The sequence below is a fragment of the Methylomonas rivi genome, assembly GCF_024505165.1.
Taxonomy (GTDB): Bacteria; Pseudomonadota; Gammaproteobacteria; order Methylococcales; family Methylomonadaceae; genus Methylomonas; species Methylomonas rivi.
On record NZ_JANIBK010000010.1, the window covers coordinates 12,102 to 35,684 of the forward strand.

Annotated in this window: 18 protein-coding genes; 5 read left to right on the top strand and 13 right to left on the bottom strand. The window is 52.0% G+C overall.

Translation table 11 applies throughout. The features are described from left to right. Positions 1-186 precede the first annotated feature (186 nt). Entirely contained in the window at positions 187-609 is a 423-nt protein-coding gene (locus tag NP596_RS03445; protein WP_256613831.1) for a hypothetical protein, read from the top strand. Then, positions 606-3,332: a ParA family protein gene (locus NP596_RS03450; protein WP_256613832.1), complete on the top strand. Its 2,727-nt coding sequence runs from the start codon at positions 606-608 to the stop codon at positions 3,330-3,332. Before NP596_RS03445 ends, NP596_RS03450 begins: the two co-directional genes overlap by 4 nt. 286 nt (positions 3,333-3,618) lie before the next feature. Here NP596_RS03450 and NP596_RS03455 read toward each other — a convergent pair whose 3' ends face one another. The 11 genes from NP596_RS03455 to NP596_RS03505 form a co-directional block, all read right to left on the bottom strand. Next, a complete protein-coding gene (locus NP596_RS03455; RefSeq protein ID WP_256613833.1) occupies positions 3,619-4,182 on the bottom strand; it encodes a YqaA family protein in 564 nt (187 codons plus the stop codon). A 462-nt stretch (positions 4,183-4,644) separates the two neighbouring features. Then, positions 4,645-5,817 carry an ACR3 family arsenite efflux transporter gene (arsB, locus tag NP596_RS03460; protein WP_256613834.1) on the bottom strand — a complete coding sequence of 391 codons (1,173 nt, stop codon included), beginning with the start codon at positions 5,815-5,817 and terminating at the stop codon, positions 4,645-4,647. 120 nt (positions 5,818-5,937) lie between these two features. Next, entirely contained in the window at positions 5,938-6,381 is a 444-nt protein-coding gene (locus tag NP596_RS03465; RefSeq protein WP_256613835.1) for an ArsI/CadI family heavy metal resistance metalloenzyme, read from the bottom strand. Continuing rightward, positions 6,378-6,917, bottom strand: a complete 540-nt coding sequence (locus NP596_RS03470; RefSeq protein WP_256613836.1) for an arsenate reductase ArsC — start codon at positions 6,915-6,917, stop codon at positions 6,378-6,380. Before NP596_RS03470 ends, NP596_RS03465 begins: the two co-directional genes overlap by 4 nt. Position 6,918: 1 nt before the next feature. Continuing rightward, a complete protein-coding gene (gene arsA / locus NP596_RS03475) occupies positions 6,919-8,694 on the bottom strand; it encodes an arsenical pump-driving ATPase (protein WP_256613838.1) in 1,776 nt (591 codons plus the stop codon). A gap of 12 nt (positions 8,695-8,706) precedes the next feature. Then, the gene (gene arsD / locus NP596_RS03480) at positions 8,707-9,063 is read right to left on the bottom strand and encodes an arsenite efflux transporter metallochaperone ArsD (RefSeq protein ID WP_256613839.1); all 357 of its coding nucleotides are present in this window, start codon (positions 9,061-9,063) and stop codon (positions 8,707-8,709) included. A 16-nt stretch (positions 9,064-9,079) separates the two neighbouring features. After that, positions 9,080-9,559 carry an arsenate reductase ArsC gene (locus tag NP596_RS03485; protein WP_256613840.1) on the bottom strand — a complete coding sequence of 160 codons (480 nt, stop codon included), beginning with the start codon at positions 9,557-9,559 and terminating at the stop codon, positions 9,080-9,082. 30 nt (positions 9,560-9,589) lie between these two features. After that, complete coding sequence (locus tag NP596_RS03490) at positions 9,590-9,928, bottom strand: ArsR/SmtB family transcription factor (RefSeq protein WP_256613841.1); 339 nt, start codon at positions 9,926-9,928, stop codon at positions 9,590-9,592. Between the two features lie 142 nt (positions 9,929-10,070). Next, positions 10,071-11,072, bottom strand: a complete 1,002-nt coding sequence (locus NP596_RS03495; protein WP_256613842.1) for a response regulator — start codon at positions 11,070-11,072, stop codon at positions 10,071-10,073. Then, the gene (locus NP596_RS03500) at positions 11,069-12,931 is read right to left on the bottom strand and encodes a response regulator (protein WP_256613843.1); all 1,863 of its coding nucleotides are present in this window, start codon (positions 12,929-12,931) and stop codon (positions 11,069-11,071) included. The genes NP596_RS03495 and NP596_RS03500 overlap by 4 nt, the downstream gene beginning before the upstream one ends. 18 nt (positions 12,932-12,949) lie before the next feature. Beyond that, positions 12,950-14,809: an ATP-binding protein gene (locus tag NP596_RS03505; RefSeq protein WP_256613844.1), complete on the bottom strand. Its 1,860-nt coding sequence runs from the start codon at positions 14,807-14,809 to the stop codon at positions 12,950-12,952. A 345-nt stretch (positions 14,810-15,154) separates the two neighbouring features. On the opposite strand from NP596_RS03505, the gene NP596_RS03510 reads away from it, so the two are divergent. Together NP596_RS03510 and NP596_RS03515 are read left to right on the top strand one after the other, a co-directional pair. Further along, complete coding sequence (locus NP596_RS03510; protein WP_256613845.1) at positions 15,155-17,002, top strand: PAS domain-containing sensor histidine kinase; 1,848 nt, start codon at positions 15,155-15,157, stop codon at positions 17,000-17,002. Then, positions 16,999-20,346 carry an EAL domain-containing protein gene (locus NP596_RS03515; protein ID WP_256613846.1) on the top strand — a complete coding sequence of 1,116 codons (3,348 nt, stop codon included), beginning with the start codon at positions 16,999-17,001 and terminating at the stop codon, positions 20,344-20,346. Before NP596_RS03510 ends, NP596_RS03515 begins: the two co-directional genes overlap by 4 nt. A 260-nt stretch (positions 20,347-20,606) precedes the next feature. On the opposite strand, the gene NP596_RS03520 is transcribed toward NP596_RS03515, so the two are convergent. Beyond that, positions 20,607-21,140 (bottom strand): hypothetical protein, encoded by a 534-nt coding sequence (locus NP596_RS03520; protein ID WP_256613847.1) that lies wholly within the window; start codon positions 21,138-21,140, stop codon positions 20,607-20,609. An 80-nt stretch (positions 21,141-21,220) separates the two neighbouring features. Further along, positions 21,221-22,123, bottom strand: a complete 903-nt coding sequence (locus NP596_RS03525) for a MerR family transcriptional regulator (protein ID WP_256613848.1) — start codon at positions 22,121-22,123, stop codon at positions 21,221-21,223. A 91-nt stretch (positions 22,124-22,214) separates the two neighbouring features. On the opposite strand from NP596_RS03525, the gene NP596_RS03530 reads away from it, so the two are divergent. Continuing rightward, positions 22,215-23,480, top strand: a complete 1,266-nt coding sequence (locus tag NP596_RS03530; RefSeq protein ID WP_256613849.1) for a sigma-70 family RNA polymerase sigma factor — start codon at positions 22,215-22,217, stop codon at positions 23,478-23,480. Positions 23,481-23,583: the final 103 nt, after the last annotated feature.

Below are 23,583 nucleotides of genomic sequence, written 5' to 3' on the forward strand. Positions count from 1 at the left end.
GGTCAAAACTGGACGATGGAATATATCATAGACAATGTTGAATTTAACGAAGGCTAAAAAATGGAGTAATTACATCAGTGTTTTCACCATTCTGGCTAGTCTACAAACCTGGACGGCTAATAATTTTTTCATTGTTACTTTCAGTAGGTAAACTATCCAAACCATTGCTTAGATGTCGGATCAAAGATGATTGTTTTTTCTCTTAGGGAACTTAAGCGCGCTTGGCGCGAATCCAGTTCAGTATTTAAAGAATGCGAACAAAAAACCAATGCTCATCGGCTTATTTTGTTTTACGCGGTCGAAACCGGTCTGAAAGCAGTTATGCTCAAACGGGAGGGCAAACAAGATTCTGAGAATATGTTTTTCGATATTAAACATGACTTGAATAAGCTGCTGAGCGAACTAAAAGTCGCTCGGGAACTCCATCTCCCTAAAGATATTCATTTAGATGACCTCACTCTATCAAAACCTCATAAACAACGAAACACTGGAACTTGCGATTTAAATCAAGTATGGAGGTATGGCGCGCAAGCAAAAACCCCTACAGACGCTGAGCTTGAAGAAAAATTATGTGCTATTGATGATTGGATTAACGGAGAACTAAAATGAACGCCACGAATTTTGGCTTCGAAAAACCAGCATTATTACTTACATGGCTAGATGTTGAGCGTTTCTTTCGGGAAATAACTTTTGGATTTAGTCTGCTTCCTGCCTATATAAATAGCATAAATTGTTATGCTGATGGAGCTGAGATTTCTATAAAAGAAAGCTCTAATGAAGCTACTTTACGTGAATGGCTTACTAGCTATTTTGGTAACTTCTTAGATGAGCAGGAGAATAACTTAAACCTTAGCATTGATAAAGTAAAATACCCACTTGAAGTGATTTTAGAATCAAACAACAAAGCATTATCGCTTTCGCATTATCCTCTATGGCATGATCTGGCATATTTAAATCCTGACAATGCAGAATTTATTGCTCAACCGAAAAATTTAGTCTCAAAACGTATTGCTGCTTTTCATTCTTTCAAAGGGGGAGTAGGACGCACTACTGCGTTAATAACTCATTTAGCCGCCTATTTAGAACAATCTAAAAAACGCAACACAAAAGTATTGCTAATTGATGCGGACTTAGAGGCGCCCGGTATCACCTATTGGCTTGACAGTGTCAATCAACCTAATATTTCTTTCGTCAAATTTCTTGAATCTGTGCATTATCCAGCGGCTTCTGTCGAGGCGTCTATTCAATGTTGTGCCGATGAATTACGAAAAGTTTCATTAACCTTAGATGGGATGCACGAACTATTTGTTTTGCCCGCCTGCATAAATCCTAAAAACCCGATTGAATTACTCGATACCCCCATTCTTCCTGAGCATTTAGCTCGTAACACAAAGAATCCTTGGTGCGTTGGAGATGCCATTTCAAAATTGGCTGATGCGTTAAATGTGGAGTTGGTATTAATTGATTTAAGGGCGGGGCTTAGTGAATTAGCAAGTCCCATATTATTTGATCCTCGAATTGAAAAATTTATCGTTTCCACTGTGGCCAAGCAATCAGTCATTGGTGCGGCTCTTGTTCTGAGGAAAATGGCTTTACTCCGAGCTTTAACGACCGATGTAGAAAATCCAGCCTCAGTACCAACAGTAATATTAAGCTTGCTAACATCTTCTTTACGCGAATCTTCAGATTATGAGGAAGCGGTGCTTCAGATGAACGCGGCATTTCCAAGCTCTCTTGAAAATGACGGCATTAGTTCCAGTATTGAATTCGTTGATGCCGGATTCAATGAGAATCTTATGAGCATAAGAGACCTTAAGCAAGCGATTGATCTTACCAAAAACAGTAATTTATTTATACAAGCAAAACAATGGGCCGAAACGTTTCAGGGTTCAACTGAAAAATCCATCCTCCCATCCGTGTCTCATACAGCCACTAATATCAATAACAACGCAGATAGACTTGCTAAATTATGTGAAAAATATATTTATGCAGAAAATGGAGAAGGAGAAAACCTGTTAGTAACAGAACCATTGAGAAATTTGGCAAAACATTATGAGAAAAATGTCCCAATAACTGTTTCAATTGGCGCAAAAGGTGCTGGAAAGACTTTTAACTTTTTACAGCTTTGTCGAGAGAAAAAATGGGGAAATTTTCTTAATAAGCTTGGGTTTTCTCAAACCAATAATATAGATACGTTAATTTTTCCGTTCCTTTCGTCAAAAAATTTAAAAGAACACGCTAAAACGATAGTCGAGAGTTGTCGCCAAAATTGTTTCGAAACTCTTGGTCTGCCAGGAAATTTTTCAGAAATTGAATTACATGATCGCATTGATCAAAATGTATTAGACGGAACTATTGTTTGGTCTAAATTTTGGATCATTGAACTAATGAATGCTTTTTCCATTAAAGGCGATGACTTAAAACAATTTAGCGATTTTTTAACAAAAAATAATCTTCGCCTTATTCTTCTCATTGACGGATTGGAAGATCAATTTTCTAAACTTGAAGAAAAGCCTACGCAAAAAGAAGCGTTAGAAGCTCTGTTAAGGCTTCCCGATAGATTAAGAGAATTACGCGATGGTAATTTAGGCATTATAGAATTTATTCGCTCTGATTATGTGCGCACTGTCATTCAACAAAATAGCGGGCAATTCGAGGCTCGATATAAACCCTTTGTTTTAGAATGGACAGCTGAATCTTTCCTGCGGCTTGCCTATTGGATTTCTGCAGAAACCGGTTTAGATTGGGCAAACAAAGACGATTCTGACAAATTATCAGCTATAGAATTATTAGAGCAATTGAAAAAACTTTGGGGTAAAAAGCTGGGTACACCGGGCTCAAAGGAAGCATTTTCTGCTCGGTGGATATTTGCGGCGATCTGTGATTTAAATGGTCGTTTGCAGGCAAGGGATTTAGTTAGATTTTTGTATCATGCCGCAAAAAGAAGCCTATCTGATAAATCCCATAAATGGGAGGATAGAGTTTTAATACCCGAAGCAATTCGCAGATCAGTTGAAGATTGCAGTAATAAAAAAGTCGAAGAGGCAATTGCCGAAATCGATGTTCTTAGTCGTTGGTATAACAGCCTTAAAAGCGTACCTGAGGCCGATAAATACGTGCCATTCAATGCTGTTTCCGTCAAACTTGAGCCTGGCATGTCTAATGCTTTGCAAGAACTGGGTGTGGTTTTCGAAGACAAAGATAAAAAAGATGATAAACGATTTTACTTGCCGGAAAGCTACCGCACTGGATTAGGATTTCAGTTAACAGCTACCGCCCGACCGAAAGTGCTAGCGCTGATTCAGCGTAATTCAGTTAAATTACCATTTTAATAGCCGAATCATAAACAGAGCCAAGGTTGTCAATTGTGAATGCCGCGTTTTTACATTTGCAGAGAATCCTTCACCAATCAATGTCAGCTTAGAGGCAAGCAGCAGTTCGCAGCCGATTGTATCGGGCTTTCGCGGGCGCAACGATCCTGAATTGTTACCCCGATACGTCGCGCGAAACTTCCATGCCGCATAGGGTTCGGCCGTCGGGCGTATCGTTCCCGGCCTTGCCCCTCGCGGGCTTCGGCGCAACCTATACGGTTGCTAGCCTTATTTCGTCATTGGGTTTTCAGGCAAAAAGATTGCTGGCCGATGCGATGAACAGGTAATAGACGATGATGCGGGGAATTCGAAATAAGATCGAAGCGGTCAGGACCGTCGTCCATTTAACCTGCAACGCGCCGGCTGTCCAGCAGGTTACCGAATAAGGCAGCGGCGTTGCGGCGCCCAACACAATGGCCCAGAAACCGTATTTTTGAATGAATTGGCGTTGTTCTTGATTGAACTGGCCGAACAGGTTTTGCACTACATTGAAATGCGACAGCCAACGCCCGATACACCATCCCAGCATGCCGGACGCAACCGATACCAAACTTAAAATCGATACATAGAACAGCCAGTGCTCCGCTAAATCGCTGTGGGCAATTACGACCAGAAGAATATCCGGCGAAATGGGCGTTACCAGCGTGTCGGTGACGAACAGAATCAGACATAAACCGGCAAAGCCGATCCGTTCGACCACCCAATTGGTCGCAAAGCGCATTTGCTCGTCAAACCAATAGCCGAGCGCGGCCATCACGGCCGTCAGTAACAGTATGCCGGCTAGCGCCTTAAATAAATTTTCCTTGAGCATCGGTTGTTTTTTACTAAATGATCTGGCTACGGGACATGGCTAAACCGTTTGCTGCCGGCGAAATCGCTGATCAGAGCGGGTTCATTGCCATACCGTACAGCAAACCGCACCCGGCCGCCATCACAATCACCAGCGAGACGAACGTTGCGGATCACCGGCATGTTGGGCGGCGACAAAGCCCGTCCGGCTTTGATTCCGATCGTTGCCGGCGATCCAGGACAAGGGGGGCATTGCGTACTTTGTTGGGCGTTCCAATTACCCAGGAGCCAAAAAGGCACGCGATGCGTGCTGCTAGGCCAGGTTGTCAGGTCGGGTTGGCGGCGGCGTTGTGGGCTAGTGCGGTTTTAGCATTGGCCGGCCGGGGGCGTCAAAAACAACAACTCCGATCACGGCGCTCGTCGCGGCTAAAGCCGCTTCCATCAAAGGAAATATATTTCGGTAAGTTCGTTATCGACCAAATCTTTAGCGCGCCCCGCCGAACCAGTGTTGGGTGCGCTTGCAAAAACCGACCAAGGCCAGCATCAGCGGCACTTCGATCAGCACCCCGACCACGGTGGCCAGCGCGGCGCCGGACGACAGGCCGAACAGCATGACTGCCGTGGCGATGGCGACTTCGAAATGGTTGGAGGCGCCTATCATCGCCGACGGCGCGGCGTTTTCGTAGGAAAAGCCCCACAGTTTGGCGGCCGAATAGGTAATGGCGAAGATCAGCACGGTTTGTATCGCCAACGGAATCGCAATCCACAGTATGGTCAACGGATTGGCGGTGATGACATCGCCCTTGAAGGAGAACAGCAGCACCAGTGTCAACAGCAAGGCGATAATGGTGATCGGGGTAAGCACATGCAGGAATTTTTGCTCGAACCAGTCCAGGCCTTTATGGGCGATGATCCATTTACGCGAATAGAATCCGGCGACCAACGGCAGGGCGACATAGATGCCGATGGACAACAGCAAGGCTTCCCAGGGCACCGGCAATTGGCCGACCCCCAACAAAAAGCCGCCGATCAGGCCATACAAAAACAGCATCGCCAATGAATTGATCGCCACCATCACCAGGGTATGGCCGGCATTGCCACCGGCCAGATAACCCCACACCAGCACCATCGCCGTACACGGCGCCACGCCCAGCAAAATACAGCCGGCCAGATAGCTGCGCCATAACGGCACTTGCAGCATTTTGACGCCGTCCTGCAGCACCACGCTGCCGGCCCCGTATTCGCTGCCGACCGGTAAATCCAGGCCGAACGGCATTTTCACCAAATCCACCGCGTCGGCGCCGATTAGGCCTTGAAACAAGCCGCCCAAAAACAAATAGGCAATCGCATACATGGTGAAAGGTTTGATCGCCCAGTTGACGATCAATGTCAGGCTAACCGGTTTGATGCTCTTGCCGGCCTTGACCACTTCGGCGAAATCGATCTTGACCATGATGGGGTACATCATGAAAAACAGGCAGATCGCAATCGGGATGGAGACGACCGGCGCGCCGTTGACGTTGATGCTCATGCCGTCCAGGGTCTTGGCGAAATCCGGCGCATAAGCGCCCAGCAGGATGCCGCCGGCGATGCATAAGCCCACCCAGAGGGTCAGATAGCGTTCGAAAAATCCCATGGCGTGTGGTTTGGCTGTCATGGTGTTGGCCTCGTATGCTTTAGTTTTACTTTGAAAATCAATGTGGGAGCGGCGGCGCCATCGCGACGATGGCGTCGCTGCCACAAGATTGTGTTTTATGTTTCGGGGCGATGCACCGGCTTAGGATGCGCCGTCGGAAGTTGACGGTTTGCAGCAAGCCGAAGCCTGCTCAAGTTGTATGACTTGGTCTTCGCCGAACATCGGAATCGAACTCAGGGAATGAAAAGCTTCCCAGGCAATGCCTTGCGGATCGACGCTCCAGTATTTATCCGATTGCACGTAACAGCAGGCGGCCTGTTTTTGTTCGGCAACCGGCAGAGCCGCGGCGGCCAGCGCTTGTTGCACGGCTTCCAGTTCCTGGTTCGATTCCACTTGTACGCCCAGATGATCCAGTCCCGGCCGGCGGCCGCGATTGGAAACGGCGAAATTGACGCGCGGATCGTCCAGCAGCCATTTGGCGTAATCGGCTTCGAGAACAGTGGGCCCGCTTTGAAACAAGGCGCTGTAAAAACGGATGTTTTGTTCAAGATCGTCGACGGCGATATGTATGTGCAGGCGTTTCATGATAATGGCTCCTCCGAGTTTGAATGTAAGCCGGCCGATGACGGCGTGGCGCCGAGTTCATCGAGTTGGTGTTTGAGCGTGATGGCGTCCAGCTTGTGCAGCGGCAAGTTACAAAACAGTTCTATGCGCCGCTTCAATAATATGTAGGTGTCGAAAAACAGTTTCTGCATCCGTTCTTCGTCGGCATACAGCATGGCCGGATCCGCCACGCCCCAATGCGCGCGCATCGGCTGGCCGGGCCAGACCGGGCAGGGTTCGCCGGCGGATTTGTCGCAGACGGTAAACACGAAATCGACGCGCGGCGCATCGGTGCCGGTGAACTCATCCCACGACTTGCTTCTCAAGGCAGCTGTGTCGTGATACAGGCCTTGCAATAGCTCGAGTGCCCTTGGATGTACTTTCCCGGCGGGATGGCTGCCGGCGCTGTAGGCGCGAAAGCGGCCGCCGCCGATTTGATTCAATATCGCTTCGGCCATGATGCTGCGCGCCGAATTGCCGGTGCAGATGAATAAAACCCGATAGGTTTTGCCGGTCATCTCACGGCTCGGCGGGCATCCGCCGGTCGCCGGCTAGGGCCTGCAAGCGCTCGACGCCTATCGGCTCTTGTTGCAGCAGGGGGGCTACGGCATAGCGCTGGGCATGCCGACTGGCGACGGTATGGATTTCCCGCAATTCATTGGCGGCCCGCCGGCGTAACAAGGGCGACCGGGCACGACTTGCCGCGACGCTGGCATTGATGACCCAGGCCCAAGCTGCTATGCCGGCGCGTTTCAGGTCGGCCTGAAGATTGGCGGCTTCCAATACCGGCGTGGTTTCCGCCAGGGTGACGATCAGCACTTTGGTGCGTTTCGGGTCTTGCAACCGCATCAGCGGCGTGCTGTCGTGCAGTCCGGTCGTATCCATCTGCCGGCTGATTTCGCGGTGATAGGCGCCGGTCGCATCCAGCAGCAGCAAGGTATGGCCGGTGGGCGCGGTGTCCATCACGACAAATTTGCTGCCGGACTCGCGGATGACGGCGGAAAAGGCCTGGAACACCGCAATTTCTTCGGTGCACGGGGAACGCAAGTCTTCTTCCAATAAGGCGCGGCCTTGCCGGTCCAGCTTGGCGCCCTTGGTTTCCAACACATGCTGGCGATAACGCTGGGTTTCCAGTTGCGGGTCGATGCGGCTGACGGTTAGATTGTCCAGGGTGCCGTTCAAGGTCTCGCTCAAATGGGCGGCCGGGTCGGATGTGGTTAGATGTACCGGCAAACCGCGCCGGGCCAGTTCCACAGCAATCGCGGCGGCCAGGGTGGTTTTGCCGACCCCGCCCTTGCCCATCAGCATGATCAAGCCATGTTGGTCCTCGGCGATTTCGTCGACCAGTTCGGATAGGTTGGGTTCATCGAGTTCCAGCGGCGAATCGACGGCGACTTCGACCGTTGCGGCCGTATCGTCGAATAATTGCCGCAATGCGGCCAAGCCCACCATATTGTAAGGCTTGAGCATCACCCGATCACGCGGCAGCGTTTGCAAAACGGCGGGAATGTTTTGCAGCGCGGCTTGTTCGCGTTCGTGAATCGCAGCGGCCAAGGGATCGGACTCGGTTTCAATCTGCGGCAGGATGCCGTTGATGACCATATGTTGTTGCGATAAACCTATCGCAGCCAGTTCTTCATGGGTGCGGGCGACTTCGCGCAAGGTGGCTTGCTGCGCGCGCGCGACCAGAATCAAGCGCGTGCGTTCGGCATCGGCTAAGGCGTCGACGGCGGCCTTGTATTGTTCGCGCTGTTTTTCCAGGCCAGCCAACGGCCCCAGGCAGGACGCATCGCCTTTGCCGGCTGCCAGGAAACCGCTCCAGGCGCCGGGCAGTTGCAATAAACGTATGGTGTGGCCGGTCGGCGCGGTATCGAACAGGATGTGAGCGTAACCCGCCGTCAGCGCGCTATCGGTCAGCAGCGCGGTGAATTCGTCGAAGGCCGCGATCTCGGTGGTACAGGCGCCGGATAGTTGTTCTTCTATGCCTTTGACGACCGTTTCCGGCAACAGTCCGCGCACCGGGCCGACGATGCGATCGCGATAAGCCTGGACGGCGGCTTGCGGGTCGATCTCCAGCGCCGATAAGTCAGGTACGCTTTCTATCGCCGTGATCGTGTTACCGATGTTGACGCCGAATACTTGCCCTACATTGGAAGCCGGATCGGTGCTCACCAGCAACACTTTGCGGCCGGCGTCGGCCAAATGTATCGCCGCGGCGCAGGCGATGGAGGTCTTGCCGACGCCGCCTTTGCCGGTAAAGAACAAAAAGCGCGGAGGCTGATCGAGAAATTTCATAGACTGATCTTTTTAACAGCATTTACTGCCGCTGCAACAACCGGACGAGGCCCTTTCTTCAACGGCATTGATGGCAGCCCAGCGCGCCAGTTCGTTGCGATTCGGGTAACGTCCAGCCAAAGCCACTTCGCCGTCGACCAGAATCAACGGCAAGGCTTCCGCGCCGGAACGTTCCAAAAAGGCTTTGACGACAGTGTTTTCCGCGAACGCCATCGGTTGCTGGGCCAGGTTGAAACGCTCGATTTGCGCGCCGTTTTGCCTGGCCCAATCCAGGTCTGCGGAAAAATCCACCAGTTGCTGATCGACGTCCACGCCGCAGACGCCGGTGCTGCAACACATGGCAGGATCGAAAATTTGAATAGTGCTCATCGCAAACTCCCAAAAATCAAGGTAACAAGGTGCCGATACGGTCCAGCTCGGCTTTCAGGCGTGCCGGATCGTTTTTTAATTCATCAAGCGGTAAGGCCAGGAAGGTCTCGATGCGGTGGCGCAAAATGCCGTAAGCGGTTTCGAAAGCGGCTTTGACTTCCGCCTCCGTGCCTTCCGCGTGCGCCGGGTCTTCCACGCCCCAATGGGCGCGCATGACCGGGCCGAGATAGGCGGGGCAGGTTTCGTTGGCGGCATTGCCGCAGACGCTGATGACGATGTCCGGCGTCAGCGGCAGATCGTTCCAGGATTTGCTGTAATAGCTTTTCGTCGAGACGCCTTTTTCTTGCAGCAAGGCCACGGCGCCGCTGTTCAAGCGGCCGATGGGTTTGCTGCCCGCGCTGATCGCATGCCAGCCGGCGGGGGCCAGATGGTTGAAAATGGCTTCGCCCATCAACGAGCGGCAGGAGTTACCGGTACATAGAAACAAAACATTCATGGCGGATGGCTTTTGGAAGTGGAGGAAAAATCAGTCGCTATCGCAACAGCCGGACGTTTTACCGGCATCGAGACACAGTTCGGGATGCCCCGTGCAACATTCGGCCGTCAGATAATCGATCAGCGCTTGCATGACGGTTAAATTGGCCCGGTAACGCTGGAAGCGGCCTTCTTGGGTGACGTTGACCAAACCGGCGTGCGTCATCGCTTTCAGATGAAACGACAGGTTAGTCGGCGGCAAAGCCAATTCGGTGGCGATTTCCCCGGCGACCAAGCCGGTCGGCGCGCGTTTGACCAATAAGCGAAACACGTCCAGGCGGATGCCGGATGACAGCGATTCGAAAAGCAGGGTGGCGAGTTCTTTATTCATGTTATTACTCTACAACTATAGTTGAAATGTGTAAATAAAAATTTCCAGCTCGGGCAACAATCCCGAAATACGGTGATGTTATTTTTGACGAAACCCCGAACCGGAAACGGCTTGGCCGGGTATCGCTTCCCCGGACCGCTGCCTAGGCATCAGCCAAAGGCGGCGGGTTGGCGTGCGTTTGCCAGATGCTGTTGATGTCGTTGGCCAGGGCCATGGGGTCGAAGGGTTTGGGAATCAGGCCCAGAACGCCCTGGCGTTTATAGGCTTCAATTTCGTGATTTTGAATTTTGGCGGTCATGAAAATAGCCGGCACTTTTTCCAGGCCGGGCAGGGCGCGCAAGCGGTCCAGGGTTTGTATGCCCGTCATGCCGGGAATCATCATATCCAGTAAAAACAGATCGGGCGCAAAGGCCTGGGCTTTTTCCAGGGCTTGATAACCGTCGCCGCATACCTCGAGTTCGAAGCCGCCGAGCATTTCCAGGGCCATTTTCGCAACGGTCTGAATGTCCGGGTCGTCTTCCACGTACAAAATTTTGACTAGCTTGTGGCGAGGTTGCGGCGGGACGTCCGCTTGTTTAAAAACCAAGCGGTTGCTTTTAAACTCGTTGAGGTAAAAGCGGCGGTTGAATTCCAGGATATTGGGAATGGTGCGGGTGGTGCCGCAAATCGAGCAGTTGTATAAGGGTAATAAACCCTTGGCCCATTGGCCGGTTTGGTGGTCGACCAGTTCGAAAACCGACCGCTCCAAACAGGAGGGGCAGCGTAATTCGGCGCCGCTGGGTACCGACAGGTCATGCGCGGCGATATCGTCCAATGCAAGCTGAGAGTCGGGGAAATCGAGCGCTTGCTCCAACAATATTTTTACCCCGATTCTGTATACCTGCTCCGAAACGGTTTTACACCAACGGACTTCGGCATGCAGTTGTTCCTTGGGCTGAAATTGATTTTCCACGATGATCAACAGCCGCTCCCCGACCGGCAGCGCCTTGATGACATCGAACGACAAGCCGGAAAAACTCATGTCGTGGCAAACGGCCTGGTAAATTTTAGCGCCCATCGCTTCGACGTAATCGTCCTGCAACGGCGAAAACATCAAGTCGATACCGACACAGGGAAAACGCGGCTGTTTTCTGGGCGTCATCATTTTATCGCGGCTTTAATGGTTTGAATCAGCTTGAAGTTGCTGGTGACGGATTTAACCAGTGCCGCGCTGACTTGGCTGGCCACGCCTTCTCCCACGTCTTGGGCGGAAAAAATCACCACTTTGGTGTGCGGGTGGCGCTGCCTGATTTCCGGCAACAGGGTCAGGCCGCTGCCGTCGGGCAGGCCCACATCCAGCAGCACCAAGTCGAACTGTTGCCGGCTCAATTGTTGCCTGGCTTCCCGCAAACTGCCGGCGGCCACTACGTCGGCGGTATCCGTGAGAATCAGTTCGACGATCTTGCGCACATCGGCTTCGTCCTCAACCTGCAAAACCAACGGCCGCCGGGAATGCCGGGCGGCCGATTGGATACCCTGGACGGCGTCGATCAGCTTTTGACTGTCTATGGGTTTTTGCAGCCAATCCACCACGCCTTGATTGATGCAGGTGTTGTCGGCGTATTTTTTATTATCGTCGACGGAAACGATCACCACCGGGATATCATCCCCCTGGTTTTGCAATTCCTTCAGAAAGTCCAGTCCGGACTGCCCCGGTAAAATAATATCCAGGGTGATCGCTTCGTAATGGTTTTGCTGCAATAACTGTTTGGCCTGGATGGTGTCATAGGCAATTTCGGCGTTGAAACCGGCATCGAACAGAATGCGTTTAATCAGGTGCGCCACATCGGGGTCGTCTTCGATAATCAAAATCGTTGCCGCGGCGGCGGGATCGATGGGCAATTGCTCTTTAATGTCGTTGATGGACTGCAAGGGCAAGTCGACATGAAATGTAGTGCCCGCGCCCTCGGCGGTTTCCACGCCGATTTTGCCTTGGTGTTTTTCTACGATGGCCTTGGCTATGCTTAAACCCAGACCGGTGCCGCCGGTGTGGCGTTTGTCGCTGCCGTCGACCTGAGAGAACTTGTCGAACAAGCGCGGCAGGAACTCCCGCGGAATGCCGGCGCCGTGGTCGGCGATACTGATGCGGGCAAAGCCCGGGCGGAGGTTCAACGACACGTCGACCGTGCCGTTTTTCGGAGAGAATTTGGCGGCGTTGGACAATAAATTGTTGATGACCTGGATTAAGCGGTCCGGGTCCGCATTGACCTGTACCAGACGGTCGGCGGCGCTGAAGGCAAACTGTATTTGATGTTCCACCGCATAACTGCTGCAATCGGTTATGGCTTTCTCGATCAAATCGGCCAAAACCAGGCGCTTGAAATCGAAGCGCAGATGGCCAGATTCGATTTTTTCGATGTCCAGAATATCGTTGATCAGCAGCAGCAGGCGTTCGGTGTTGTTGGTGGCTATGGTCAATAACGCGTTAACCTTGTCCGGCAGGGGGCCGCAAAGGCCGCTGTTGATCAGGCCCAGGGCGCCGCGAATTGACGTCAGCGGGGTACGTAATTCATGGCTGACGGTGGATATGAATTCGTTTTTCAGGCGTTCTATTTTTTTGCGTTCGGTGATGTCCTTGATCAGGCCGGTAAATTGCAACTCGCCGTCCTGCCACATCTCGCTGACGGCCAGTTCGATCGGAAAGGTCGAGCCGTCCTTGCGCAGCGCCATCACTTCGCGGTCGGTGCCGATAATGTGTTTGTGCCCGGTGTTGATGTAGCGGTCCATGTATTTGTCATGCTCGTCGCTGTGGGGCTGCGGCATCAACATATTGATTTTTTCCCCTATGACTTCGCGGGCGGGGTAACCGAAAATTAATTCGGCGGCCGGATTGAAGGTTTTGACGATGCCTTGCCGGTCTATGGTAATCAGGGCATCGCTTAAGGTATTCAATAAGGTGCGATGCCGTATCTCCCAGTTTTTGATCTGGTTTTGCAGGTCGTCGATGAGGCTGTCTGTCGTCATAAGGGATTCCGAGCTGAATTATTCCAAGGAGAGCGGCAATTCTATCCAAAACGTCGAGCCGTCACCCAATTGACTGTCGAGGCCGATGCGGCCGTTCATCAGTTTCAGCAGCTGGCTGCAAATCGACAGGCCGATACCGAGGCCGTCTATGCCCAGTTGCGCCGCATTTAAACGCTCGAATGCTTCGAACACGATCTCGGCGTCCTCGGGGGCGATGCCGATACCGGTATCGGTCACGCTTATTCGCAACATATTGTTGGCGCGTTGTTGCATGTTTATCCATACCTGACCGGCGGGTTTATTGTATTTGATGGCATTGGACAGCAGATTGGCCAGGATTTGTTCCAGCCTGCGCCGGTCGGCCCGCACGTAAACCCCGGGTTGCGGCGCGAAGCGGGCGTGCACGCCGATACCGGTTTCGAGTCCCAGCATGGCGGCATTGGCGGAGGCCCGGTTCAACAAGGGAAGAATATCAAGCGATTCGCTATTCAACGTGAAGCGGCCGGTTGCCAGTTGCACTTGTTCCGCAAGTTCTTCGATCATGGCCAGCTGGGTATGGCCGGCCTTGACAATTTCCTTGACCATGTCTTGCTGTTCGGCATGCAGGCCGCCGTCCATTTGCAACAATTCGCTAAAGCCCAGTATCAGGTTGAGCGGCGCTTTCAATTCATGTACCACATAGGTCAGGAAATCGCTTTGCGATTTACGTAGGCGTTCGGAGCGCTGCTGGGCGGTTTTCAGCTGCTGGTGCAGGGTACGGATTTGCTCGAGCCGGCGTAAGCGGTAGGACAGCTTTTCCAGCAGATAACAATCCGGATCGGTTTTGCGGATGAATTCGTCGCCGCCGCTGCCCAAGGCGCAAAGCTCCTGGTCGATGTCGGTGCCCGTGGTTAAAAACAGGATGGGCATGATGTTATGGCAGCAACACTGGCGAATGGCTTTCGCCAGTTCGATGCCGCTGCAATCCGGCATATAAATGTCCAGAATCAGCAGGTCGGGTTTGAATGCTTCCAATACCTCGAAAACGCGCAGCGGTTCGTTGAGAACCCGGCTTTGATAACCGGCGGCCCTGATGATGCCGGCTATGTATTCGGCACCGATGGCATCGTCATCGACGATCAGGATCTTTTGGCGGGAGGTGGGGGTCAGGTATTGGGCGACCGTGTCCAGTAAAAAATCCCGGTTTACGGGGGTTAGCCAATAATCGCTGGCGCCCGCCCGCACCGCTTCCAGTCTGGATAAGGTGTCGCCGCGTTCCGACACGAAAATCAGGGGCGGGAAATCCTTGATATCGGCTTTGAGTTTATGGATGCCGGGCTGGCCAGTACCGGGGCTATTCAATGCCGCGTCCATGATAATCATCGAGGGTAGCTTGCGCTGGTTGCCGATGCTCTCGGCAAATGCTTTTAGATCGGGCTGGCGGTTGATCGAATAGCCGTTTTCGCCGAGTACGCCGGCAAACCATTCGGTTTGCGGATTTTCCGGGGCAATCAGGCAAATGGCTTTATCGTTTTTGCCGATGGTCGTTTTTGCCAAATAGTAACTATCGATTTGGTTAACATTTGCCAGATATTGCTGGATGGCGGTTTCCAGGCGGCCGAATAAAATAACGATGATGCGTTGGTTTTCATCCCTCGAATCTGTCGATTCCTGCGCATAGCGGTTTTCCAGATTGCGGGCCAGTTCGCTGATGTGATTGGCTTTGAAGGTGCCCGCCAAACCCGCCAGGCGGTGTAGCGCCTGGCGCAGTTGCGTGGGATCGCCGCCTCCCGGTTGTCGGGTTTGATTGTGGTATAAGGTTTTAATTTCCTGAAAACGCGCCGGCAAATCAGCGGCGAATTTTTTTCGCAATACCTCCAATTGGCTGGCAAACTGCATTTTTGGACTCCGCGTTTCAAGCAGGCAAGGTTAAAAATGGTTTTTTAGACGTATATTTAAGGAAGCTCAGATTAAGTCCTTCGATAGTCTCGGGACGAGCGCTAAGTTGTTGATTCCGTTCGCGGTGAGTGTGTCGAACCGTGAGCGGAATCAACTTGTTCGGAGCTTCCTTAAGCGGCGCCGGTTAGGTTTTGAACGTTAACCCCTTTAGATTGTAGTCGGTTTTTGCTTACATGGTTTATAGTCTGCAGTTGGGCTGTTAGAGACTAGCGTTCGAACCGGCCGCTAGTTCGATTTTATTTTGGCAAGGCAAATTATGACGGAAAGCGCGGAGAGTAAAGCGGAATGAACCGGGACGAATGCTATGTGTTCAATGCGGATAGTTTACATTTTTGTTGGGTGACGGAAGCCGCTTTGCAACGCTTGGGCTATAACCGTCAAGAATGCCTGTCGTTGCCGGTTACCGAGGTTTTTCCGCGGCTGCAGCGCCACGCCTGTTTTCAGGCCTTGCTGGCGGGCGAGGAAACCGGCGTGGTGTTTGAGGCCCTACAACAACCCAAGCAGGGAGCGCCTAGCGCGGTGTTATTGCAGCTGGAATATTTTAGCGATCGGGAGAACCGCTATATTCTCGCCAAGATCGGCAACGCCTTGCCGGCCAGCGACCCGCAACAGCAATTGCAATTGAGCCAATTCGTGATGGATAGCGTCTCCATCGAGGTGTATTGGCTGGATAGGGACGGTTATATCCGTTATGCCAATCGGCAGGCCTGCCGTGCCTTGGGCTATAGCCAGGCCGAGATTTTGCAATTGCGGATCGGCGATGTGGATCCGTTATTTCCTCTTCCTCTATGGCATAAGCATTGGGAAGAGCTGAAGCAACAAAAGTTGATCTATCTGGAAACCCAGCATCGAAATAGCGCCGGCAAGCGCTATCCGGTCACGGTAATGGCGAATTATGTACGCCTGGGCGAGGCGGAATATAACATCGCTTTTGCGCGCGATATCAGTAAAGCCAAGCGCAATGAAGCGCGCTTCAAGCAATTGGTGTCGGTGGTCAATGTGATTATTTGGTCCTGTAACGCCGATTTGGTTATCGACTACATGTCGCCGCAAGTGAACGATATAGTGGGGCTATCGCCCGAGGATTTCATCGGCCGCGAACTGAAAAGTTTGGCCGAGTCGGAGCGCTTCCATCCCGGGGACCGGAGCGTAATGCTGGATGCCTTGGATGGCTTGCAAAGCCGGGGGGCCGCCGTCACGAATCTGCAGCATCGTATAAAAAACGCGGACGGAAACTGGCAATGGATGGGCCTGAATATGGCGGCGGTTTTCGACGATAACGGCGAATTGCAACAAATAGTGGGTTCCGTGCATGACATAGGCTTGCAAAAGCAGGAAGAAAATCGACTGCTGTCTTTAAATGCCGAGTTGGATAAACGGGTCCGGCGGGAACTGGAGAAAAATCAAAAAAGCAATCTGCTGTTGCAACAGCAAGCCAAATTAGTGGCAATGGGGGAAATGATAGGTAATATTGCCCATCAATGGCGGCAGCCGTTGAATGCCTTGGCGGTGATCATGATGAATCTGGACGATGCCCTGGCCCACGGCGAAGCGGACAAGGAGATCATGCATCGGGGCTTGACGCGCTCCCAGGAAATCCTGTCCGGCATGTCGCGCACCATAGACGAATTTCGCGGCTTTTTTAAAAACGACAAATACCTGATCGAAGCGGTATTGGCCGAAAGCATCAATACTTGCATGGGTTTATTGCACGCCAGCATGGTTTATCATCGCATTAAACTGGAGTTTGCAAACGCGGACTGTCCGGCGCGGGTAATGATTCAGGTTGGGGAATTTTCTCAGGTGTTGTTATGCTTGATCAACAATGCCAAGGAGCAAATCCTGGCAAAACATATTACAAACGGCGAAATCAAAATCGGTATAGAACCGGCGGAGGCCTGGGTGGCGGTGCACGTTAGCGACAATGCCGGCGGTATCGATGAGGAAAATCTGCCGAAAATTTTCGATCCTTATTTTACTACCAAGCCGGACCGCACCGGCCTGGGGTTGTATTTCAGTAATTTATCCATACGAGAAACCATGAACGGCCGAATCGAAGCCAAAAACCGTGAACAGGGCGCGCGGTTCAGTGTGTATCTGCCGCAAACCGCGGCTCAGGAGCCCGGATTATGAATTTGTCGCAAACCACATCCATGCCGAACAAGCATTCCCTGGAAGGCTTGACAATTCTATGCGTCGAGGATGGCAAGGAGGCGCGGAATCTGTTGGGTATTTTTTTACGCCGCCAGGGCGCCCGGATTATCGAAGCGGAAGACGGTGTGCGGGGGCTGGCGTTGTATCGGGAATATCGGCCCGACATCGTTATTTCCGATTTCAGGATGCCGAAAATGGACGGCATGCAAATGTGCAAGGCGATACGCGAGTCGGGAGACGACTGCACGCCGATCATTTTCCTGTCGGCCCACTCGGAGGTCGAGCTATTGCAAGAGGCCATGTGTCTGAGCGCAACCCAATATATCGTCAAACCGATCAGCTTCGATCAACTGACGAAAGCGCTCGGCGTCGCGACCGAAAAATTGGGCGCGCAAAGGGTGATTAACCACAGGCTCGATCAGTTGCAGGAAACGGTTAGCGATTACCGCTATCAACATCAGCGTATTGAACACTACGTCACCCAGTTGGTCGGCGACAACCAACATCAGGAAGCCCGCGTCATCAGCCGCTCAAAAAGCGCGATCAGCGGCGATTTTTACTGCATGGAGGCCACAAAGAATAGTTTGTATGTGATGTTGGGGGACGGCATGGGGCATGGCTTGGCGGCTATTCTGCCGGCCCTGGATTTACCCCGGCGTTTTCGGGAGTTGGCGGCCCATGAGTTTAGCCTGCCGCGGATTGCGGATGAATTGAACCAGACTCTGTGCCAACGCGGCATGGGAGAACATTTTGTCACCATGACTTTGTTGTGCATGGATGCCAAACAGCATCGTTTGGAAGTGATCAATTGCGGGAACCCGCCGCTGTTGGTATTTACGAACGAAGAGAGGGAGCCGCGGAAATTTTCGTCCAACCATGTGGCCATGGGTATTGTGAGCGGCGATGATTTCTGTCCGGAATTGCAAGTTTACCGTTGCAATGATCCCGCAAGAATCTATCTGTATACCGATGGTTTGCCGGAGACATTGGATGCGGACGTCCCTGGCGTTTCCATGCGGCAATGCCTGTCGGCGATGGAACAGGGCCAGTACCGGACGCTGATGGAGGATATCGCCGGGCTGTTGGAACAAGTGCCTCTGGCGCGCCGTCAGGATGACGTGACTTTACTGGAAGTCTTATATAAACCCGTGCCGCGGGAAGAGGAGCCTCTTACGCACGGGGCGGAAACCTCTCAAACCCGGTCCGTTGGGGCGGCCGCTTATTTTATGCCGGACCAGCCGGACCTGAAGTGGCTGTCGGTGTTGTATGTGGAAGACGATCTCGATGCGCTGGAGCATTTGACCCGTTACCTGCAAAGGCGGCTGGGGGCCGTGCATGCCGCGGCGAATGCCGCGCAGGGTTTGGATTTATTCAATCGCTACCGGCCGCAATTGGTCATTACCGACATGATTTTGCCGGACGGCGACGGCTTGCGGCTGATTCAAAAAATTCGGGCCATCGACCCGGCGGTGCCGGTGATTTTGATCAGCGGTATCAGCAGTTGGCAATCCCGGCCGCCGCTGATCGAAAATCTGATGAGCCTGCAAATCAACCAGTTTTTGGTAAAACCCCTGCAAGGGGATAAATTACTGAACGCCATCGCTAATTGCGTGCGGCGTACGGAATATTTGCATAAACTGAAGCTATCGTCGTCGGTATTCATGACGTCGCCGCTGGCCATTACGATTACCGATAAAAACCGCAATTTCGTCAGCGTCAATCCGGCGTTTACCCGAATTACCGGTTATGCCGATACCGAGGTGTTGGGTTGCAATCCGAAAATTTTAAGCTCGGGCAAGCACGATAGCGACTTTTACCGCAAAATGTGGGAGGAGTTGGATAAACAGGACCGCTGGTCCGGCGAAATATGGAACCGGCATAAAAACGGCGAACTGTTTTTGGAGTGGATCAACATCAGCGTGATTCGGGACGAGAACGGCGAAATTTGTAATTATGCGTCGGTATTTGCCGATATTACCCAGCGGTTGGCGGCCGAGGAAAAAATGCGCTATCTGGCGCATCACGATTGCCTGACCAATCTGCCCAATCGTTTACTGTTGAACGACCGTCTGAGTCAGGCCATTTTGCAGGCCCAACGCGAAGGGACGGTGTTGGCCGTGATTTACCTGGATATCGATCATTTCAAAAATATTAACGACACGCTGGGGCACAGCGTGGGGGACGAGTTAATTCTCAGCGTTGCCCAGGCATTGCAGTCGGTGGTGCGGGAGGCCGATACCGTCAGCCGTTTGGGCGGCGATGAATTCGCGGTTCTGCTGCCCGATGTCGGCAGCGCTAAAATGGCGTCCCGCTTGGTGGCCAAAATTTTTATGGCGTCCAGCAAGACTTATCAAATTGCCGGGCGGGAATTACGCATCACCTTGAGTATTGGCGTCAGCTTGTACCCCAAGGACGGCGAAAATTCGGCCACATTGCTGAAACATGCCGATAGCGCCATGTATCTGGCCAAGAAGGAAGGGCGCAATAATTTTCAGTTTTTCGATAAATCCCTGGAAAACCAGACCGAACGCTACATGCTGATTCAACATGGCTTGCACAATGCGCTAAAACACGGCGAACTGGCGATTCATTATCAGCCCAAATACGCGCTTGACCGGCAGAATATCGTCGGCGCGGAGGCTTTGTTGCGTTGGTTCAGTCCGGAATTGGGCGCCGTGTCGCCGGCCGAGTTCATACCGATCGCCGAGGAAACCGGCTTTATCGTGGATATAGGCTGTTGGTTGATCAATAAAGTGTGTAAAACCATGGCGGCATGGCAGGAACAGGGGGCGACGCTGGCGCCGGTGGCCATCAATGTATCGCCGATTCAGTTTCACCGTGGCAATCTGCACAAAACCTTGTCGCAAGCCATGAATAGTTTTGCGATAGATCCGGCCTTGATTCAGATCGAACTCACGGAAGGGGTGGTGATGAACAAGCAGCAGACCACCATCGAACTGCTGCATTCCATTAAAGGCTTGGGCGTGGCCATTTCCATCGACGATTTCGGCACCGGCTATTCCAGTTTGAGTTATCTGCGGCATTTACCTATCGATGAAATCAAAATCGACCGCTCGTTCATCATGGAGATTACCAGTCTACAGAGTTTGAGCGATACCCGTTTAACGGCCATTCCCTTGGCGGTGATCGATTTGGCCAAGAACCTGAATATCAAGCTGGTGGCGGAAGGTGTTGAAACCGATGTGCAACGCGATTTTTTACAGGAAAACGGTTGCCACATCATTCAGGGATATTGGTTCAGCAAGCCCGTGGATGCAGACGCCATGCTGGTTTTTTGGCTGCGGGCCAAAAATTCAAGCTAACGTTCATGAAGCCGGACATCGCCCAGGGCGCGGTTGCGTGCCGCCGTCGCCTGTCCAACAAGCAAGCGCGGGTGTCGCAAACCGCCTAGAATAAGGATGGAAACAACTTACCGAAATATATTGCCTTCGTAGGAGGGGCTTTAGTCGCGATGAGCAGCGCCTTGATCGGGCTAAAGCCCCTCCTACCGGCAACCATCCCCCAAAATACGGGAATGTTATTTTTGACGAAACCCTTACGTTCACAGTCAGGCCTCGGTTGTTCAGCGTTTACTCCTTTCCGCCGCCAGCGCTTCATGGCGAAGATCCACATAATTACTGCCCACCCACTTCCAAAACATGGCGGCGGATTCCGGATCGCTGCTCAGCAGTTTCAGCGCCACGGCGCCGTTGCCGCTAATGTCGGTAATCTCCGCTGCGATGTCCACCGTATCCTTGTTCTGGACGATGCGTTTGTCCGCTTCGAAGCGCAGGGTTACGCTTTCTCCGATACGAAACACTTTATCCGCCTTTAAGCCGCCGAAAGATGGTAGGCGGTATTCCGCTACGGATTGGTAAGGCAGTACGTATTCCGCATGCCAGCGGAAGGGGGGGCAGTTAATGGGACCGCTTTTTTTCGGGAAATGTATGGTGTAGCCGTCGTCGACCCGGGCTTTCACGGTGCCCTTGGTATAAATCTGGTGGCAATTGGTCAGCACGGTATCGCCGGGTTCGAAGCGAGAGTTGCCCGCCGCCCGGGCGGAAGGGTTGTACAAGCCAAAAACACTCAGTAACAAAAACAAAATAAACCGACTCATAGCGCACCTCTTATTTTAGTAGTTATGGTGCTCGAGTCTGGATTGGGCGGATGCGAATGTCAAGGCGGGTAAATGGAGTCTCATTTAAAAAAATGCTGCTGCCGGGCCTTGGTGTGAAATTGGTCGATGCTGGCGATCCATTCGCACCCCGTGGGCGGCGATTTCGTGCGATTAAACCAGTATTCGGCACCCGCCCCGGCCAGCCAGATTTTGGCGGCGCCGGTTTCGGCAAACTCGGTCAGTTGATCGAGTTGAATCAGGGTTTGCGCTTCCGGCGGGTTCTTTACCATGCCCAGCACTATCACGGACGGCTTTAAATGCCGGCAGGCGTCGATAATATCCCGGCTGGGCAGGTCCGGCCCGACATAATAACAAGTGTATTGCTGGGCCGCCGCCACCAGGCAGCCCAGCAAGATACCGAATTCGTGGGGTTCGCCGCTGGGGGTGGCAAACAGCATCGAAGGGTTTTGCTTCGAAGGTTGATGCAGATTGTTCACCATGGTCAAGACGATGCGTTTTACGCAATTGGAGAACATGTGTTCCTGGGCGATATTGATTTTTTCCTCATGCCAGAGTTGGCCGATTAAATGCAGCGCGGGCAATAAAACGTCTCTGGCATAGTCCAAGGGTTCGTAGGCCAGTTGAGCGCGTTTCAGCAATTGTTCGCAGCGTTCGATGCGGTAATTTTTTAAGGCATCGACCAGCTGATTGAACAAATTCGTTTGTTGCTGGTCGTTCTGTTCGGGTGATTGATGCTGGTATTGACGCAATTGTTCGCAGGACAGGTTGGCGATTTTACTGATGGCGTGACCGTTTCGAGTCAAATTAACCAGCAACTTAAGCTTTTCCAGATCCAATTGGGAATAGGACCGGCGGCCGTTCTCGCTGCGTTTGGGCGTAATGCAATCGTAACGCCGCTCCCAGGCCCTCAAAGTTTCCGCCGTCAGGCCGGTTAGTGATGTGATGGCTTTAATCGAATACATTTGTTTATGTTTTGTATAAAAATAAGTTTGACAAAAATTATACGACATTGTATCTTCGATGCCAACTTAATAGTTAACCCGGGAAAAACCCATGTCAGCACTCTCCGCAGCAGTTACCGAAACGGCCAGTCCCGCCAGCGAGTCCGAACCTGTGATCCTGGCTTGCCGCGTTGAAAAAGCCCGCCGGCAATTATTGGATTTGTTATTGGAAAACAATCAGGTAGCCGGCTTGATTGTCAGGCAGTTATTATTGGACTTAAAAAAAGGCATCGACTATTCCGACATATTGCTGGTTAAGAACAATGACGATTACAAAGACTCCTTGCACCGATTCGTAGCCGAGGTAGCCAAACAAGAGGCGGTTTTCGACAGCTTGCTGGACGATGTCAGACCGGTTAACAGATACAATGTTGTACAAGATTATAGGCTTGTACAGGATTTAAGCCAGATGCCGATTGACCGGCTGGAGATTTCGCCGGCGGCCTACCGGATTTTGCGGGGTTTGCATTTTCTCTCTGTTTATCTGATTGAAATCAGTGAAATTGCCGAAAATAAACTGGGACTGTTGGGAGCGCTGGAGCCCGGCTATAAGGCGCGTTTGCATGTTTGCAGGTACGGGCTTAAACGCCTGCGCCAGGAAATGATCGCCAGCAATACCGGTTTAGTGGCGTTTGTGGCGCATAAATATAAAACCGTTTCCTTAAGCTTTGACGATTTGATGCAGGAAGGCATGGTGGGCTTGATTAAGGCGGTGGACCGTTTCGATCCCGAGCGGGGGAATTGTTTTTCAACCTATGCCATTTATTGGATCCGGCAAGCCATTTCAAGATTGATCGTCAAGCAAGATAAGGTGGTGCCGCTGCCCGTGGCATTGGCGGAGAAATCCTCGCCCATCTTCGAAGCGATGCGCAATAGCTATTTGCAACACGAACGTTGGCCCACATTGGCCGAATTGAAAGCCAGTTGCGATTTGTCGGAACAAGATATCAAAACCATCAGCAGCTATTATCAATCCACCTATATGCAGGACGCCGGCGCCAACGAAGACGACGACGGCATGTCCATGATGGAAAAAATGCAGCAGCAACAATTCAGCCTGCCGCTGGAGGATTTGATCGATACCGATCTGGTCAGTTATATGGACAGGGCGGTGGCCACCTTGCCGGAAAAGCAGGCCGTTATTCTGGCCATGCGCTTCGGCTTGAAAAATCATACCGAAATGACTTTGCAAGCAGTCGCGGATCAGTTACAAGTGACCCGGGAACGCGTCAGGCAAATCCAAAACGAAGCGTTGCAAAAATTAAAACAACAATTCGGGTTTGACCTTATGCTGTTTTTGGAACCAAAAGATACTTAAATACTCTGTATTTTTGTTTCGAATTCGGAAATACCCCATTTTTGTTTCGAACCAAGAAATAATGTATCTAATTAGGCAAGTATTTGCTAAAAATAACAACGAA